This window comes from Aquimarina algiphila, from assembly GCF_007489275.1.
Classification (GTDB): Bacteria; Bacteroidota; Bacteroidia; order Flavobacteriales; family Flavobacteriaceae; genus Aquimarina; species Aquimarina algiphila.
Genome location: NZ_VLNR01000071.1, coordinates 1 through 16,977 on the forward strand (window position 1 = coordinate 1; position 16,977 = coordinate 16,977).

The 16,977-nt window shown below is 33.5% G+C and carries 16 protein-coding genes and 1 pseudogene; 3 read left to right on the forward strand and 14 right to left on the reverse strand.

Going from position 1 to position 16,977, the window contains the following annotated elements; genetic code table 11:
* Positions 1-219: 219 nt before the first annotated feature.
* Together FOF46_RS24920 and FOF46_RS24925 are read left to right on the forward strand one after the other, a co-directional pair.
* The gene (locus tag FOF46_RS24920) at positions 220-1,821 is read left to right on the forward strand and encodes a M56 family metallopeptidase (RefSeq protein WP_167571942.1); all 1,602 of its coding nucleotides are present in this window, start codon (positions 220-222) and stop codon (positions 1,819-1,821) included.
* Positions 1,822-1,939: 118 nt separating this feature from the next.
* Positions 1,940-3,040, forward strand: coding sequence for a DUF4407 domain-containing protein (locus FOF46_RS24925; protein ID WP_143918338.1), 1,101 nt, complete (start codon positions 1,940-1,942; stop codon positions 3,038-3,040).
* Here the strand turns inward: FOF46_RS24925 and FOF46_RS24930 are convergent, their stop codons facing one another.
* From FOF46_RS24930 to FOF46_RS24960, 7 genes and pseudogenes are all read right to left on the reverse strand, one after another.
* Positions 3,041-4,285, reverse strand: a complete 1,245-nt coding sequence (locus tag FOF46_RS24930; RefSeq protein WP_143918339.1) for an NAD(P)/FAD-dependent oxidoreductase — start codon at positions 4,283-4,285, stop codon at positions 3,041-3,043.
* Between the two features lie 48 nt (positions 4,286-4,333).
* A pseudogene (locus tag FOF46_RS33135) lies at positions 4,334-4,620 on the reverse strand (four helix bundle protein).
* A gap of 137 nt (positions 4,621-4,757) precedes the next feature.
* The gene (locus tag FOF46_RS24940) at positions 4,758-5,768 is read right to left on the reverse strand and encodes a 4-hydroxyproline epimerase (RefSeq protein WP_143918340.1); all 1,011 of its coding nucleotides are present in this window, start codon (positions 5,766-5,768) and stop codon (positions 4,758-4,760) included.
* A complete protein-coding gene (locus FOF46_RS24945; protein ID WP_143918341.1) occupies positions 5,761-7,503 on the reverse strand; it encodes a DUF885 domain-containing protein in 1,743 nt (580 codons plus the stop codon). Before FOF46_RS24945 ends, FOF46_RS24940 begins: the two co-directional genes overlap by 8 nt.
* A 31-nt stretch (positions 7,504-7,534) precedes the next feature.
* Positions 7,535-9,118: an aldehyde dehydrogenase (NADP(+)) gene (locus FOF46_RS24950; RefSeq protein ID WP_143918342.1), complete on the reverse strand. Its 1,584-nt coding sequence runs from the start codon at positions 9,116-9,118 to the stop codon at positions 7,535-7,537.
* Between the two features lie 66 nt (positions 9,119-9,184).
* Positions 9,185-9,547 (reverse strand): four helix bundle protein, encoded by a 363-nt coding sequence (locus tag FOF46_RS24955; RefSeq protein ID WP_143918343.1) that lies wholly within the window; start codon positions 9,545-9,547, stop codon positions 9,185-9,187.
* A gap of 167 nt (positions 9,548-9,714) precedes the next feature.
* The gene (locus FOF46_RS24960) at positions 9,715-10,638 is read right to left on the reverse strand and encodes a dihydrodipicolinate synthase family protein (RefSeq protein ID WP_143918344.1); all 924 of its coding nucleotides are present in this window, start codon (positions 10,636-10,638) and stop codon (positions 9,715-9,717) included.
* Positions 10,639-10,766: 128 nt separating this feature from the next.
* Here FOF46_RS24960 and FOF46_RS24965 point away from each other — a divergent pair, with 128 nt between their 5' ends.
* Positions 10,767-11,633, forward strand: a complete 867-nt coding sequence (locus FOF46_RS24965; RefSeq protein ID WP_143918345.1) for an AraC family transcriptional regulator — start codon at positions 10,767-10,769, stop codon at positions 11,631-11,633.
* 6 nt (positions 11,634-11,639) lie between these two features.
* Here FOF46_RS24965 and FOF46_RS24970 read toward each other — a convergent pair whose 3' ends face one another.
* The 7 genes from FOF46_RS24970 to FOF46_RS25000 form a co-directional block, all read right to left on the reverse strand.
* Positions 11,640-12,554, reverse strand: coding sequence for an alpha/beta hydrolase (locus tag FOF46_RS24970; RefSeq protein WP_109434234.1), 915 nt, complete (start codon positions 12,552-12,554; stop codon positions 11,640-11,642).
* A 44-nt stretch (positions 12,555-12,598) separates the two neighbouring features.
* Positions 12,599-14,368, reverse strand: coding sequence for a MutS-related protein (locus FOF46_RS24975; protein ID WP_143918346.1), 1,770 nt, complete (start codon positions 14,366-14,368; stop codon positions 12,599-12,601).
* A gap of 93 nt (positions 14,369-14,461) precedes the next feature.
* A complete protein-coding gene (locus FOF46_RS24980; protein WP_109434232.1) occupies positions 14,462-14,818 on the reverse strand; it encodes an MmcQ/YjbR family DNA-binding protein in 357 nt (118 codons plus the stop codon).
* A gap of 2 nt (positions 14,819-14,820) precedes the next feature.
* Positions 14,821-15,228: a GNAT family N-acetyltransferase gene (locus FOF46_RS24985; RefSeq protein WP_143918347.1), complete on the reverse strand. Its 408-nt coding sequence runs from the start codon at positions 15,226-15,228 to the stop codon at positions 14,821-14,823.
* 6 nt (positions 15,229-15,234) lie between these two features.
* Positions 15,235-15,852: a DUF4230 domain-containing protein gene (locus tag FOF46_RS24990; protein ID WP_109434230.1), complete on the reverse strand. Its 618-nt coding sequence runs from the start codon at positions 15,850-15,852 to the stop codon at positions 15,235-15,237.
* 1 nt (position 15,853) lies between these two features.
* Positions 15,854-16,210, reverse strand: a complete 357-nt coding sequence (locus FOF46_RS24995) for a DUF4260 domain-containing protein (protein WP_109434229.1) — start codon at positions 16,208-16,210, stop codon at positions 15,854-15,856.
* A gap of 13 nt (positions 16,211-16,223) precedes the next feature.
* A complete protein-coding gene (locus FOF46_RS25000; RefSeq protein WP_143918348.1) occupies positions 16,224-16,970 on the reverse strand; it encodes a cyclase family protein in 747 nt (248 codons plus the stop codon).
* Positions 16,971-16,977 lie beyond the last annotated feature (7 nt).

Here is a 16,977-nt window from a genome sequence, read left to right on the forward strand (position 1 = left end):
TAATCCTTTTAAAACCTTGAGTATTTTATCGTAATTTGCTTGAAAGTTGTGCATATGAATTATAGTGTCGTAACTACAATTTACTGCCTTTTAGCAGTTTGCGCAACTTTTTCTAAATGCACAACGGGTTCTATTAACTATCTGCCTATAGTGTTATGGAGTATATATGGAACGGGCTTCCTGATTTTTGCAATTAGGTTCATTAAAAATATGTATAGTTTGATAAAAAAGGTAAAGCAGAATGAAAACCTCAAAGAAACTTCCCATATTAATGTATTATTAAACAATACCATTGTTCCGCATACATTTTTGAAATACATTTTTGTTCCTAAAAAGGAATTTCGGGAAAAAGCTATCCCTCAAGAAGTATTATTACATGAAAAAACACATGTACGACAAAAACATACATTAGATATTTTATGCATAGAGATTTTTCAAATGGTTTTTTGGTTCAATCCTATATGGTTTTGGATTAAAAAATCTGTACGATTAAATCACGAATTTCTTGCAGATCAAAAAGTATTGAAACAACAATGTTCAATACATCGATATATGGATTTACTTGTTAGCTATCCAAATAGTACTAATCACACTATGTTGACAAGTCCCATTAATTATTCATTAACTAAAAAACGAATTGTTATGATGTCACAAAAATTTTCGAAAACAAGAGCAACAGCTAGAATGCTGTTGCTTTTACCAATCCTTTTTGGATGTGTACTTTTATTTAATAATAAAATAGTAGCACAACAAAAAACGAGTACTACTACTATTGCTCCAACTCATCCAGATAAAAATATCAAAATCAAATTAAGTGGAGAAAAGATAAATGTAAATGGTATTAATACCGATATTTCTGGTTTTGCAAAAGTAATTGATGATGTTACTAAGCAATGGAAAGATAATGAACTTACAGAATTTCATTTTGATGTTAAAATGGAAAATACCACAGATACCTTTCTGAAGAAATTAAATACAGCATATAGAAAAACCAGATTATATAAAGCAAATCCTGATGGGCATGATCTGGTTCCACCAAGTCCTCCTTCACCAGAAGCTATAGGAGTTGGAGCAGTTTCTCTACCACCTGCTCCACCATCAGCTGTAAAACCTCCACCGCCAGCCAAAGCACCAAAAGTATCACAAAGTGTGAAAAACCTAAAACCATTCGAAGTTCCTTTATCTAATGCTGATATAGAAGCCGATTATAGTGTAGTTGAAAATGAAGCAGAAATAGTAGAAGAAGAATTAGAAAAAGCGAGATATGAAGCCGAAATAGCAAGAGAGGAGTCCGAAATAATAGCAGAACAAGAGATTGAAAATGCGATGGAGCATGCCGAAGAAGCAAGAGCTCTTGCAATGAAACATGCAGAAGAAGCAAGAGAAGAAGCAGAGATCTCAAGAGCAATTGCGATGGAAGCTGCTGGAAATGCTATGCATGAAGCGCATAGAGTTAGAAGAGAAGCTATGGAACAAGCGCATGAAGCTAGAGCGATTGCCAGAGAAGAAGTGCGAGTGAAAAGGGAACGATCGCATGAGTTAAGAGAACAAGCATTAAGAAGATCAGAAAGATCGAGATTAAAAGCTGAAGAACGAGCTTTGCATAGATCAAAATTAGCAAGGGAAGAGGTTAAAATGGCAATGAAGCAAGCAGAGAAAGCTAGAGAAATGGCAAGATATAATGCAGAAAAGGTAAGGAAAGAAGCAGAAAAAGCCCGTAAGCAAGTTAGAAAAGAAGCTAATGCAGCTAGGGAAAAAGCGCGTAAGGCTGTAGAGAAAGATAGAAAGGAGAGAGAAAAAATCGACAAAAGAAAAAATTAATGTAATATTCATTTCTCAAACAATTTTAATAGCCAAAACTCCCGCCTGGGAGTTTTTTTGTGCAACATTTGGCTATAAATCAGCGTTATACCTATTATCAATCAAAAACCCTTAGATCATGTTAAAACGTTTTTTTATTTTATGTTCTGGAGCCGATGCAGATATATTGGCCGATAGTTCTGGAGGAGAGCAGAACAAATATGCTGGTATAGGAGCAACAGTATTCTTTACTGCAATCATGGCTTTTATTGCTGCTAGTTATGCCTTATATACTGTATTCGATAACTATTTTTCAGCGGTTTTCTTCGGATTGATTTGGGGGCTCTTGATTTTTAATTTAGATCGTTTTATCGTATCGACTATAAAGAAAAAAGAAAACTTTATAGATGAATTGTTACAAGCAACACCAAGAATTATTTTGGCTATAATTATTGCAATAGTTATTTCGAAACCCTTGGAATTAAAGATTTTTGAGAAAGAAATCGACCGTGTATTACTTGAGCAAAAGAATGATTTTACACTTGCAAATAAAGAACAAATAGCAACGCAGTATACACCCGCTATTGCAGCAATTGAAACTGAAATCGGTTCACTAAAGCAAGAGGTGACAACAAAAGAGACAGAGGTTAATACCCTTTATGAAACGTATATCGCAGAAGCAGAAGGTAGAAAAGGGACAGAAATTATAGGAAAAGGTCCTGTTTATAAAGAAAAACGAGAAAAACACGACGCGGCTCTAGCTGAATTAGCAGCATTAAAAAAAACTAATACAGAGAAAATAGCTGGCTTAGAAATTCAAAAATCACAACTAGCAACAGAATATGAGAGTCAGGTAGTCACTTCACAACCTGTAATTGATAATTTTGATGGTTTGATGGCAAGAGTTACTGCTTTGAATGAGTTACCATGGCTCCCTTCGTTTTTTATCTTTTTACTTTTTCTAGCTATAGAAACCTCTCCTATTTTTGCAAAGTTACTTTCGCCAAAAGGAGAATATGATTTTAAATTGGAAGATCTAGAAAGTGAAGTAAAAACATGGGTAGCCCAAAAAGAAGATCAAAGAAAAGTATCCTTGGAAACAGATCATGCAATTAATGATCGAGTTTATGGTGATCTCACCGAAGAAGAAGAGTTATATGAATATAAAAAGAAAATTGCGAGAGAGATGATGAAAAAACAACAAGATGCTTTTTATAAACGTCAAACAGGGATTTTGTAGCTAAAACCTACGATCAGGATGATAGGCATCAATATTTAACGATGTCTTTTTGTTCGATATAATTTCCGAAACCAATTTTCCAGTTGCTGTTCCCATGGTCCACCCCATCATAGCATGTCCTGTAGCTATAGTTAGATTTTTACAGAGATGGGATTTACCAATATATGGCATCCCATCTGGAGAAACGGGTCTTAAGCCACAAGCTGCATCATCTTTTTCTTGTTGTAAAATTTCGATACCCGGATAATAATTATGAGTTGCCTGGGCAATAGCTTCTACTCTCACTTTGTTAATATTATGATTAATACCCGAAATTTCCATAGTTCCAGCAAATCTTGTAAAGCCTTGCATTGGAGTAACAGCTATTTTTGCTTCTGTTAAGATTGCAGGCATGGAAATACCAAAATCTCTTTTCGAATTAATACGATATCCTTTACCGGCTTCTAATAATAGTTTAAGACCTAGTTTTTTACTCAAGATATTTGACCATGATCCGGCGGCCAGAACAAATTCATCTGCTTTATAAGAAGTATTTGTAGTATGTACAGCGATTATTTTCTCATGTTCGATGGTAATATCCTGTACTTTTTCATTTTTATGAATAACAACACCTGCTGAGGTAAGATAGGCTTTCATTTCTTTCATGAATACCTGCGGAGTAGTATGCCAATCACATTCATATAGTACTGCTCCTTTTGCATTCATTTTTACATTAGGCTCAATATCTTGAAGTTCTTTTAAAGAGAGCTCACGAACGGCTAAACCTTCTTTTTGGGCAATCTTGGCAACTTTAATTTCTTCTTCCAACATTTTTTCTGTCTGGCAGATCATTAGAAGTCCATCTTGAGCAAGTTGAAATGTAAATTTTTCTTCTTCTTTTATTTCAGCATAAAGATCTCGACCCAATATAGCTATATCTTTGATAGCCGAAATACCTCGGTTTACATTTTCTAACGAGCATGATTTGTTAAAGGCCCAGGTCCAACGTAAAAAATCTGCATTGAGACGGGGTTTTATATATAGAGGACTGGAAGAATTAAGCATCCATTTCAATCCTTTTTTCATTACGCCGGGAGCTGCAAGGGGAATAATATGACTTGGCGATAGATATCCTGCATTTACATATGAGGCTCCAAAATCCATAGAAGATTGATCTAGTATAGTTACTTGATGCCCTTCTTTATTTAGATAATATGCAGAACATAATCCGATAATTCCACCGCCAATGATGATACAATTTTTCAATGTTTTAATGTTTTAATGAAACAATGAATACGTGTTAAATGGTAATTTTTAATCAAATGTTTTATTTTTTCTAGCTTTGGAAACTACTTTTAAAATTTCTTTAGTTTCACTTATTAATGGATTAATTATTTTTTCTGATCCTAGTCCAGCATCTTTTAAAACTTCCAACCAAAATAAGGTCTCATCAGCTTCTTCAACTGTTATAGAAATTTTAGAAAAAATTCTTTTTTAGATCTAGAAACACAAGATGCTCTATAATTTGCAGCTGTAGATGTGGAACTTTTAATAATTTGATAACCAATTATTTTAGTGGCTTCGGTTTTTTTTGAGTGTATTGTACATTAGAATAATATCAACAGACAATTTTTTAGTTCGTTTTCTAAACTTTTCAATGAATTCTGATTTCTCCATATATAATTATTCAGTTTTATTAAATCATTTTCTCATTAATAGCATTAAGTCATTTTATTATTTAAATAACCTGAAATCCATATGCATAAGGGTCATCTTCATCATCAATAGAAATAATATTGTCACCATATATTTTTGCCCAACCCTGAATACTGGGAACAATAGCTTTTTTATTGTCTAGTGTTGTTTCTTCCTCTATACGTCCTGTAAATGTGCTTCCGATAAAACTTTCGTGAATGAATTCATCTCCTTTTTTCAACTTTCCTTTGGCATATAATTGTGCCATTCGAGCAGAGGTTCCTGTTCCACATGGAGATCGATCTATAGCCTTATCACCATAAAAGACGGCGTTTCTGCCAGACGAATCAGAATGAATAGGTTCTCCCGTCCAAAGAATATGACTAACATCTCTTATGGTTTCATTTTCTGGATGCATGAACTTATCTGGATATTTATTATTAATACGCTCTCGTATTATCTGGGAGTATTGAATCAATTTTCCTGCAGTATAATTTTGTAATCCGTTAAAATTCTTTTGAGGATCAATAATTGCATAATAATTACCACCATAAGCTACATCAAAAGTTATCTCGCCTAGTTCTGGACAATCAATGCTTAAATCTTCTGCAGCGAGATAAGATTTTACATTTTTTAGTTTTACCCAATCTACTTTTTTCCCTGTTTGTCGGTATTCGATTTCTACCAAACCTGCAGGGGCTTCCATTCTAATTTTGCCTGGTGTTTTTGGTTGTATCAAACCTCTTTCGATTGCAATTGTGATTGTTCCTATGGTGCCATGACCGCACATGGGAAGGCAACCAGAGGTTTCGATAAATAGAATAGCAAAATCATTCTGTAGATCATGTGGATCAAACAAAAAACTACCACTCATCATATCATGCCCTCTTGGTTCGAACATTAATCCAGTTCTAATCCAATCATATTCTCTTAGAAAATGTTGACGTTTTTCGCTCATTGTATTTCCTATAAGATTAGGATGCCCTGTAGTTACTACTCTTACTGGATTTCCACAAGTATGTGCATCAATACATTTAAAAGAAGTACTAGCCATTTTTTGTTCTTTGGATATAAGCAATAATTCTATTTTCTAAAATTGAAAGCGTAACCGTTCCTTGTTCTAGAATAACTTCATGAAATTCTCGTATGTCGAATTCACTACCTAATTCAGTTTCAGCTTTTTTTCTAAGTTCTCTTATTTTTAATTCTCCGATTTTATAAGATAAAGCTTGTCCGGGCCAAGAGATGTATCGATCTGTTTCTGTATGTATTTCGTGTAACGATAATGCAGTATTTGAAGCCATATAGTCTACTACTTGTTCGCGTGTCCAACCTTTTGCGTGAATTCCTGTATCGACTACTAATCGGCAAGCTCTCCACATCTCATAGGTTAATTTACCAAAATGCTCATAAGGAGTGGTGTACATGCCCATTTCTTCTGCCAGAAATTCTGAATATAATCCCCAGCCTTCTCCATATGCAGATAAGTAGAGATCTTTTCTGAATTTTGGGATGCTATCTCCCAGTTCGTTATTTAGACTTCCTTGTAGATGATGCCCTGGAACTGCTTCATGAACAGTAAGAGATGGTAGTGTGTATAGTGTTCTGCTTGGTAAATCGTAGGTGTTTACCCAATAATATCCAGGTTCTGAGCTATCTGCTTTTGTTCCTACATACCTTCCCGTTGTATATTTAGGTGCAATTGCATCGGGTACAGGAGCCACGCCATATGGTTTTCTGGGTAATGTTTTAAAAAACCTGGGTAATTGCTCATCTACTCGCTTTGCCATATCTCTGGCAATCATTAATAATTGTTCTGGAGTCTTAGCATAAAATTGCTCATCGGTACGAAGGAATTTTAAAAAGTCAGCAAAACTACCCTGAAATTCAAGGTCTTTTATAATTTGCTCCATTTGAGTTTTTATACGAGATACTTCTTTTAATCCAATATTATGAATATCATCTGCAGTATACTTGGTACTGGTGGTATAAAAGTTTATTTTATTTTGATAATATTCTTTTCCGTTTGGAGTTTGGGATACGCCAATTGTAGTTCTTGTATTGGGAAGATATTCGGTTTCGAAGAAGGCTTTAATTCTTTTAAATTGAGGGACAACATTATTTTTTATAGCCTCTTTTGCAGAAGTGATTACAGAATCTTTTTGAGTTTGTGATAATGTTTCTGGCAAGTTTTTAAATGGAGAGTAGAAGAAACTATCTTCAATATTATCAATAATATGGTTATTGTAAGTGGATTCATATCCTTCGAATATAATTCTTGGTTGCGAAACTCCTTTTTTGAGACCTTCTCTTAAATTTACAAAATGTTGATCTACAAATACAGGGATCGCATTAAGTTTACTTAGATATTCTTTTACCTGTTCATAGGTGGTTAATGGTTTAACCATATAGTTAAGATTACTATGAAAACCAGAATCTGATAGTAATGGATTTAAGTAATTTTCGAATTCATAATGATCTACTTTATTCTGTAAAACAAATTTTAAAAGATCAAAAGATATTCTATCAGTCTCTTTAAGTTGGTTTCTATCAACGGTAGAGAGTTCTAGTAGTTTTTTTTGTGCAAAATCTGCTTCGGTTTTGAAATATTCTTTGGTGAAGATGCCTAAAGGATATTCTTCTCTATCATAACTTTCTCTTTCGTCAATTTCAGTGATAATAGCATGAAGTTGATCTGATGGGTTTTTTTTGTCTTTCACCTCATTTTTTTCGGCGCACCCAAAATTTAAAAGTAAAATTGTAATGATGATAATTTTGGAAATTTTCATTTGATATTGATGTTAAATGTAGATTTTAAAATCAGATTTTACGTTGACTAGGATTACCGTCAACAAGTCTTGAAATCCCTAAAGGATTTTCGTTTTTAAGTTCATCAGGTAATAAATGATTTGGCCAGCTCTGATAACTAAAAGGTCTTACCCAACGCTTTATAGAGTGAATGCCAACTGCTGTAAACCTACTGTCAGTAGATGCTGGATAAGGTCCTCCATGCAACATAGCAGGACATACTTCTACTCCGGTAGGAACACCATTATAGATGATTCTACCTACTCGGTTTTGTAATGCCTCGATCACAGAGTCGTAGAGTACAGCTTCTTCTTTTTCTGCAAGAATAGTCCCTGTAAGTTGTCCTTCGAGATTCGAAATTATATCTTCTAATTCCTTAGCATCTTTACATTGTACGATCATAGAAAAAGGTCCAAATACTTCTTGATGAAGTTTAGGGTTTTCTAAAAATGTTTTTCCTTCTACTTTGGTTATCGTTTGCCTGGCATGATTGATTAATAAATCACCATCATATTCTGCAGTTATGCTTAGACCATTTTGTTGTAAAACATGGGTTTTATTGTTCTCATAATTACCTATAATATTAGGGTGTAACATACAAGAAGGCTCTATACCAACGATTTCATCAGAAAGTATATTGATAAAATGGTCGAGAGTTTCTCCTTTTATACCCAAAATCAAGCCTGGATTGGTGCAAAACTGACCGGTTCCTAATGTTATGGAATTGGCATAGGTTTTAGCCAAAACTTCTCCCCTGGTTTTTGTTGCTTCGGGAAGTAAAACGACGGGATTGATACTTCCCATTTCTGCAAATACAGGTATGGGTTCTGGTCGTTGCGAAGCAAGATCAAATAATGCTCTACCTGCGCGAATACTTCCTGTAAAGCCAACAGCTTTTACCTTGGGGTGTTTTACCAATTGGACTCCTACCTCAATGCCCGAACTGTTTAAATTAGAGAATATACCGTTTGGCATTCCAGTTTTTTGAGCAGCGTTGTGAATTGCAGAAGCGACCAGTTCTCCTGTTGCGGCATGCATCGGATGTGATTTTACAATCACAGGACATCCCGCAGCAAATGCAGCAGCTGTATCTCCGCCAGCAGTAGAGTAAGCCAGCGGAAAGTTGCTAGCTCCAAAAACGACTATAGGTCCCAATGGCACTAACATTTTTCTAATATCTTGTTTAGGAATCGGAGCTCTATCGGGATCAGCAGTATCTATAGTAGCTTCTACCCAGGAACCCTCGGATACTAATTCTGCAAAAGTTCTTAGTTGCCCAACGGTTCTTCCGCGTTCTCCTTTTGCCCTTCCTTCGGGTAAGCCTGTCTCAGATATATAGGTTTGTATTAAAAGATCACCTAAAGCCAAAATCTCATCTGCAATAGCAGTTATAAATTCGGCCTTTTTTGCTCCAGAAGTTTTTTTATATGTTTTAAATGCTTCAGCAGCTAATAAGACTGCTTTTTCTATCTCTTGATCAGAAGCTTCATAAAATGTATGTTCGTTTTCAAGATTTAGTTTGGGATTATATGTTTTATAGGTTCTATTTCCTTCTGAGGAAAGCTGATTTCCGATATAGTTTTTTCCAGTTATCATATTCAATGAGATAATGAATTAATGTTTTAAGGAGCTAATGTTTTAATATTGAAATTGTACAATACTTTAGTCAAATGAGGTGTTTTTTCTGGCTTTTGAAACTACTTTTACAATTTCTTCTGCTTCTTTTAATAAAGGATCAATTATTTTACGCGAGGCCAATTCTGAATCTCTTAAAATCTCTAACCAAAATACTGTCTCATCTGCTTCTTCCACTGTTATTGAAATTTTAGAATAAAATTCTTTTTTAGATCTCGAAATACAAGATGCTCTATAGTTAGCTGCAGTGGATGTTGCACTTTTTATGATTTGGTATCCGATTACTTTAGTTGCTTCTGTTTTTTTGAGAGTATTATACATTAAAATAATATCCACAGATAATTTTTTAGTTCTGTTTTTAAATTGTTTAATGAACTCTATTTTTTCCATATATAGTATCTATTAATTCAATGTTTTAATACTTTAATGTTGAAATTATACAATACTTTAGTCAAGGGAGGTAATTTTTTTCTAGAACTAGAAACTACTCATAATTTTTTTTCGATGCTGTTTTTTAATACTCCTTTATAAGCTTTTATTGTATCATTAATTCATTTTCACATTAAATCACTGTTTTTATAATCGGGTAATTCTGGTCTTGTTTTTAGCCCATTTTCAATGACTTTCAATACCGTTTTTCGTTCTTCTCCAACAAGTGGTAATCTAGGAGCACGAACATTTTCGGTACCTATTCCTGTAGCTACTTCTGCCAGTTTGATATTCTGTACTAATTTAGGGTTTATGTCTAACTCTAGCAAAGGTAAAAACCAACGATATATTGCTATTGCTTCTTTAATTTTTCCTGCTTTTTGAAGCTCATAAATAGCAACGGTTTCTGCCGGAAAAGCGTCAACCAACCCTGCAACCCAGCCATCTGCACCCATCAATAAACTTTCGAGAGCTAATGTGTCTACCCCAGATAGGATTTTTAAACGATCTCCGAACCTATTTTTAATGCGGGTAACATTAGAAATATCTCGTGTAGATTCTTTTACTGCCTTAATGTTATCAAATGCCAATAATTCTTCAAACATATCCAGAGTCACTTCAATCTTATAATCTACTGGATTGTTGTATATCATAATTGGAAGGTGAGTACTTTTGGCTACTTCTTTAAAATAGATTACAGTTTCACGGTCTCCAGCTTTATATCGCATAGGGGGGAGCATCATTAATCCACTCGCTCCATCTTCTTCTGCCTTTCTTGCAGCTTCAATTGCTCCTTTTGTAGTTTGCTCAGCAATATTTATGATTACCGGAACTTTGTTTTTTACAATATTAACCGTAGTTTTTACAAGGATTCTTTTTTCTTCGTCGCTCAATGTACTGGCTTCTCCTAAAGTTCCACCAAGTATGATACCATGAACACCAGCTTCTATTTGTGCATTAATATTCACCTCAAACATTTGTAAGTCCAGCGTATCTTGATCTGTAAATTTTGTTGTTACGGCGGGCATTACGCCTTTCCATTCTATAGTCATAATGTATTTTTATTCAAAAGTATAATGAAACTAAGAGGAGATATCTTTTGAAATTACCCAATTTTGATACTATATTACCTTATATTTTGTAGTTTTATTAATAAATTGGATATTATTAACTTAATGTGATGCAGGTATTACCTTTTAAAATTCCAAAGACTTCAACAGATACTCTTATCATTCAGGAAGATAGAGGGCTTAAGTTTTATGATACATTACACCAGCATGAGGAGATTCAGGTATCGTTTATTGTGTCAGGAGAAGGAAGTGTGATTGTGGGTGATACGATTACTAATTATCGTATTAATGATATTCTGGTTTTTGGAAGCCAGGTTCCTCATGTATTGAAAAGTATTTCATCTTCTGAAGAATCATATATGATTTCATTATTTTTCACCAAAGAATCTTTTGGGAACGGGTTTTTTGAACTTTCTGAATTTAATGATTTGTTTACTTTTTTTGATAGCTTGTCATATGGGATTAGAGTACTTTCTGAAAAAGAAGAATTAAGAGAACTGTTTTTTACTATTAAAAAGAAGAAACATAGGCTGGATCGTTTTGTGATATTTTTGCAGATATTAAAGTTTTTTAGCCTAGCGAAAACTGAAACTATATCTTCATCGATTACCAGAAAAAACTACACAGATTATGAAGGAAAACGAATGGCTGATGTTTTTCAATTTGTCATGGAGAAATTTTATAGTGATATTAGCTTACAGGAAGTGTCTGATTTAGCAAATATGACACCTAATGCTTTTTGTCGTTATTTTAAACAACGAACGAATAAGACTTTTTTTCAGTTTTTGACCGAAGTGAGAATAACACACTCTTGCAGGATCCTATCAAAAGAACCAGATATATCTATTGCACAGGCATCGTATTCTAGCGGATTTAAAAATGTATCAAATTTCAATAGAAAATTTAAAAGGATTAAAGGGATTACACCTTCTCAATTTCGGAAAAATCTATATGATATTCGTGTTTTGAATGATTGAGATTTATCAATTCAAATTTTGTATCCAGTCATAAAGACGATCATTCCATGTTTGTAAATATCCACGCCCAATAGCTAAAGCAAATCCATGTCCTCCTTTGGGATAGATATGCATTTCTGAGTATACACCAGCATCTTTTAAACCTTGATAAAACAGGAGGCTGTTTTCAACAGGGACTGCTTTGTCATCGGTTGCATGAACAATAAAGGTAGGCGGTGTATTCTGAGTTACATGTAATTCATTTGAATAGAAATCGATTAACTCTTGTTTTGGAGAAGTGCCCAAAAGATTATCTCTAGATCCTTGGTGAGTATAAGGAAGTTTCATGGTGATTACTGGATACATTAACACCATAAAATTTGGTCTAGCACTAATTGAATCTATAGCATCTACTTGACTAGTCTTATTGTCAAAGTGAGTTCCCAAAGTCGAAGCAAGATGTCCACCTGCAGAAAACCCCATAATACCAATTTGTTCTGGAGATACATTCCATTTTTTTGCATGATGCCTAACCAATCGAATTGCTCTTTGTGCATCTTGCAGAGGTGCTTCGTTAGCAATGATAATAGATTTGGATTGTGGTAATCGATATTTTAAAACAAATGCAGCAATTCCCTTAGAATTTAACCATTTTGCGATCTCGGTACCTTCCCAATCATATGCCAAAGAGCCATAACCTCCTCCTGGACAAATCACTATACCTTTTCCGGTAGTGTTGTTTTTGGACGGTAAATAAATTTCAAGTGTAGGTTTTTGTACATTTTTAATGCTAACTATGTTTTCATTTTTCCTGATCTCAACTTCATCGGTTTCTTTTTGATTTGGAATTTTTCCTTCCCATAATTCAACAATGTTTTCTTGACCAGAACATATTATTATAGTAGATAAAAAAAGGAGACAGAAGCAAAAACATGTTTTCATAGTTATTATGATTTGTTGTAATTAACTCATTTTTAATTGAAAGATTAAACGATCCCCATTTTATTTAGTAAAAAAGAAGCATTCATATTCTGACAAATTCCATCTTTAAATTTATAATCAAAATAAAGTTCATCGTTGACAATTTGTGCATCAAAAAAGCGATTTTTCACTTGAGGTAATTCTGATGCTATTTCACAAAGGCTTAAATCATGAGTAGCAATAATCCCAGTGGCTTTAGCTTTTACTAATTTTTCTACAAATTTACGAGATCCCGCAGCTTTGTCTTTACTATTAGTGCCTTTTAGGATTTCGTCCAAAATGATAAAATACTCATCAGTTTCTAGGGCATCTACGATTTTTTTTAGTTGAGTAAGTTCTGAGAAGAAATATGAGGCATCATCGCTAAGAGAATCTGATGTACGCATACTACTAATAAGTTTAATAGGGCGATACTCGCAAGATGCTGCACAAATTGGTAAGCCTATATTTGACATCACAAGTTGTAATGCAACAGTACGTAAGAAGGTGCTTTTTCCTGCCATATTGGCTCCAGTGATGATAAAGAATTCTTCTTTATGAATGGTTATATCATTATCTATTCTTTTTTGAGTGTTAAGCATAGGGTGTCCCAAATCCTTGGCATCAAGTATAATATTGTCTGAGGTTATTTTTGGGTAAATATACTCTGGATGGTTAAACGCAAAATTCCCAAGAGAGTTATACCCATCAAAAAACGCAATTACTTCAAACCATTGAGAAACTTTATCATGGTTTTTGGCAATCCATTTTTCGATACGATAACTTTGTAAAATATCCCAAAGTATTAATCCATTAGCCAAGACACCAAACATCATATTGTTACGTTGATCAAAAGCATTAAGGATACTTGCAAATTGTTTTAGTGTATGTGAAGCTTTTTCTGTTTCACTAATGACTAGTTGTTTCTTTTCTTGTAATAGAGAAGCTTGAAAATTTGTGTTTTCAATTTTGTCGACAAGTTTATAATATTGTTCGAATGTGTCTTTTACTTTATTGGCATCACTATAGAGTTTATTGATTTTTTTGATTTGTGTTCCTGTTATTCCGAGTCCGATAAAAAACCATAATAAAAAGATATTAAAGGTGATTACCTCTGTAAATAGTAATATTAACATGATAATTGAAATCCCCGAAACAATAGCAGGAAGCACCCTCATGAGTTTAGGAACAAAAGAAGTATAGTGCTGAAGCCATTTTTGAATCGAAGAAACGGTAACTGTAACGTTCACTAGAGAAGCAATGGCACTGAATTCTTGCCGCCACTCGGGTAACTTAGATAAATTCTCTATAGCTTCCTGTTTTTTTTCAATATAATCTATCGAATTTGCAGTAAGTATCTTTGCCAATTTACTTTTTCCTGCCAAAGTGGTGGTACGATTGGCATATTGAAAGAAAGATTGTTTCCCAAACAAATCGATATCATGGCTATAAGGGTGGGTCGAATCAATAAAAGATGCTCCGTCATCAAGTAGACTTATATCACCTTCAAAAACATCAAGTTCTAGCTGATTAATATCAATCAACTGTTTTATTTTGTTTTTGGTATATGTAAGATTAGTATGTCTATTGACCAAAAATATAAAAGCAGTAATTCCTATAACAATACTAGCAATAATAATTTGAGTGTTGGGATAACCAAAATATACAGCTGCAACGAGAATCAAAAAAACAAACAATCGTATGGTACTGGAAACAGCTAGTTGTTTTTTTATTTTTTTGAGTGATATGGTATGTAGAGCAATTTGTTCTCTATAAAATTTGTGTGGATTATTCATATATTTTGAGGAGAACGTGAATATAATATAAAAGAAAGTATAGTTTCAAATACACTTCTTATTTATAAGCTTTTTGTTCTCTAGTGCTTTTAATTAAAGTTTTTCTAATTCTTGTTTTACCTTTCTAGTCAAGCCGCTTACTACTAAATCATAGGAGTGATCTATCAACTCGAGTATTATATTAGTAGCTAATCCTTCAGAAAAGTTAACAGTATTCCAATGTTTTTTACTCATATGGTACCCAGGAGTGATTTCAGGATGATATTCACGAAGTTCGATGGCACGTTCTGGGTCACATTTTAGATTAACACTAAACGGAATTCTTTCTAATCCGGTCAAAGCAAACATTTTGCCCATTACTTTAAAAACAAGTGTATTTTCATCAAATGGAAATTCTTCTGTAACTCCTTTTTTTGCAAGACAATATTCTCTGAATGCTTCTATATTCATTTTTAATTATTTACAAGTTTTCCCATAAGTTTAGAAGGGTCCTCAATAGCACTAAAACCAAACTTTTTATACAATGAATGTGCATCATGAGTAGCTAACATCCATCGTTTAATATTTTGTAAATCTGGATGATCCATTATGGCTTTCATCATTAGTTTTGCATATCCACTTCCTCTATGCTCTTCTGTAATAAATACATCCATCAAGTATCCAAAAACAGTATAATCGGTTAAGACTCTTGCAAAACCGATCTGTTTTTTATTAAGATAAATGCCAAAATTCAAGCAGTTTTTCATGCTTATACTTACTTCTTCTTTGGTTCTACTTTCGGCCCAATATGAATGGGTTAAAAACTGATGAATAAAATCTATATCTAATTTTTCATTATCAGTAGAAATAACTATGCTCATTGTTCTCTATTCTAACTGTTTTGTATTGGGATTATTGTCATCTAGCTGTAAAGCAGAGTAATCTAATGTCCAGCCAATAGATTCGGCCAGAGTTTCCATAAGTGCAATTGCTGTTAACGCTTCTTTTCTTGCAGACTCCATGAGTCCACTTTGTGGAATTTTATCTTTAATAAATTGTTTAGCTTCTTTATTAAGATCAGTAAGATCAGAAGAGGTAAATGGGTTTAACCATCCTTCTTTTTTATCATAGTATTTAAAATCAGTCTCTATAGTCAATAGTTTTGGTTGTGGGAAATGAGTAAGAATTATCTTTTTGTTCTTGGTGTCGCTTTCTAATGAAACCTTTGACAGATCAAATCCTACATAAGCTTTGGCTTCAATAATAATCAATGCTTTTTTAGTTCCGGACAGGAGTTTAAAAAATTTATCTTTAACACTTTCATAATGGTATATTTCTGCAAAATCTCCTTCTACAGTAACAAGTTTACAAACGCTTTTGATTTTTTCCATAAGAACAGTAGATTGTGTTCGTACAGATGATTTTCTTTGTGCAGCACTAAATCGTGCAAAAATAAAATATGCTAAAATAGCACCTCCCAAAAGTCCAACAAATAATAATTCCATTCTAACTCTTTTTCCCTATTTCACCTAAGTGTGTAAATTTAAATCCTTTTTCATATTTTAAACCATAACCTAAAATTCTATCAAAAGCAGAATGAACAAAAAGAATGATTCCTGATAATTGAAGCGTTTCATTTGGGATAGAAATTCCTATACCATATATAATAATTGCTAGCCCTTTATGATGAAATATATTATAGCTCAAAGCACCAAATTTACTATTTATTACGTAACCTATCATCCCTATGTCGGGAACAAGAAATAAAGCTAAAAATAACCACCAGGAATAAGGAAGCAAACTAAATGCATAAATACCTAATCCAAACATTGCAATTTCTTCAAGCTGTATAGTAGTTTTCATTTGGATTTTAATTTTAAAGTATTTTATAAAGGATAGGTTTACTTGGAGAAGCATCGTTTTCGAACGATGCTGTCTGAAGATTAAGTATATATAATCCATCAGAAATTATATCATTTACATAAATCATTTCTGTGATTGTAGCATGATAACGGGGAGCAGAGGGGTAGTTCCAAAATGCTTTATGCGCAAGTAATTTTCCATCATCCTTTTCTTTATCAACAGAGGGCAAATCAATAAGTAGATGTTCAATATTTAGTTTTGAAATATAAGCAGCTGCTTCTTTGGTGAGATAAGGCCAATTAGTATTCGAATATTGTCTGTTCTGTTTGTCTTTTACGTTGGGGATTGTTCTTATAATTAAGGCTTCAGAGGTGGATGAAGTAATCATATTTTTAATACAATCTTTTGTTATTACGTAATCCTCTTCTTGTTTTTTTGGGGTAACAGAAATAACTTCTGCTATATAAAAAAAGTGTTGTAGAGCCTGATTTATACTATGAAACTCTGTAGTGATATGGCCAACACATTCCGTATGGGTCCCATGGCTATGAGGGTTAAATGTGATCGTATTAAAATTAGTAGAAGCTCCTTTAGATACTTTTCCAATCCAATCACCATTTGTTACAGGTTCAATCTTTGGTTCATCAATATACCAGGCATTTACGTTTTCTTTAGAAGCTCTTAGTGGTATGGATATATCCAGAGGTTTAGAAAGATCAATTGTATAGGATGTTTTGTTGTGTTCAATTGTCGTAATCATATCATAG

Coding starts and splice junctions, on each gene's coding strand:
- FOF46_RS24940 (WP_143918340.1), bottom strand. CDS start 5,768: ATGGCTAGTACTTCTTTTAAATGTATTGATGCACATACTTGTGGAAAT.
- FOF46_RS24925 (WP_143918338.1), top strand. CDS start 1,940: ATGTTAAAACGTTTTTTTATTTTATGTTCTGGAGCCGATGCAGATATA.
- FOF46_RS24960 (WP_143918344.1), bottom strand. CDS start 10,638: ATGACTATAGAATGGAAAGGCGTAATGCCCGCCGTAACAACAAAATTT.
- FOF46_RS24980 (WP_109434232.1), bottom strand. CDS start 14,818: ATGAATATAGAAGCATTCAGAGAATATTGTCTTGCAAAAAAAGGAGTT.
- FOF46_RS24945 (WP_143918341.1), bottom strand. CDS start 7,503: ATGAAAATTTCCAAAATTATCATCATTACAATTTTACTTTTAAATTTT.
- FOF46_RS25000 (WP_143918348.1), bottom strand. CDS start 16,970: ATGATTACGACAATTGAACACAACAAAACATCCTATACAATTGATCTT.
- FOF46_RS24975 (WP_143918346.1), bottom strand. CDS start 14,368: ATGAATAATCCACACAAATTTTATAGAGAACAAATTGCTCTACATACC.
- FOF46_RS24950 (WP_143918342.1), bottom strand. CDS start 9,118: ATGATAACTGGAAAAAACTATATCGGAAATCAGCTTTCCTCAGAAGGA.
- FOF46_RS24995 (WP_109434229.1), bottom strand. CDS start 16,210: ATGAAAACTACTATACAGCTTGAAGAAATTGCAATGTTTGGATTAGGT.
- FOF46_RS24970 (WP_109434234.1), bottom strand. CDS start 12,554: ATGAAAACATGTTTTTGCTTCTGTCTCCTTTTTTTATCTACTATAATA.
- FOF46_RS24965 (WP_143918345.1), top strand. CDS start 10,767: ATGCAGGTATTACCTTTTAAAATTCCAAAGACTTCAACAGATACTCTT.
- FOF46_RS24955 (WP_143918343.1), bottom strand. CDS start 9,547: ATGGAAAAAATAGAGTTCATTAAACAATTTAAAAACAGAACTAAAAAA.
- FOF46_RS24990 (WP_109434230.1), bottom strand. CDS start 15,852: ATGGAATTATTATTTGTTGGACTTTTGGGAGGTGCTATTTTAGCATAT.
- FOF46_RS24985 (WP_143918347.1), bottom strand. CDS start 15,228: ATGAGCATAGTTATTTCTACTGATAATGAAAAATTAGATATAGATTTT.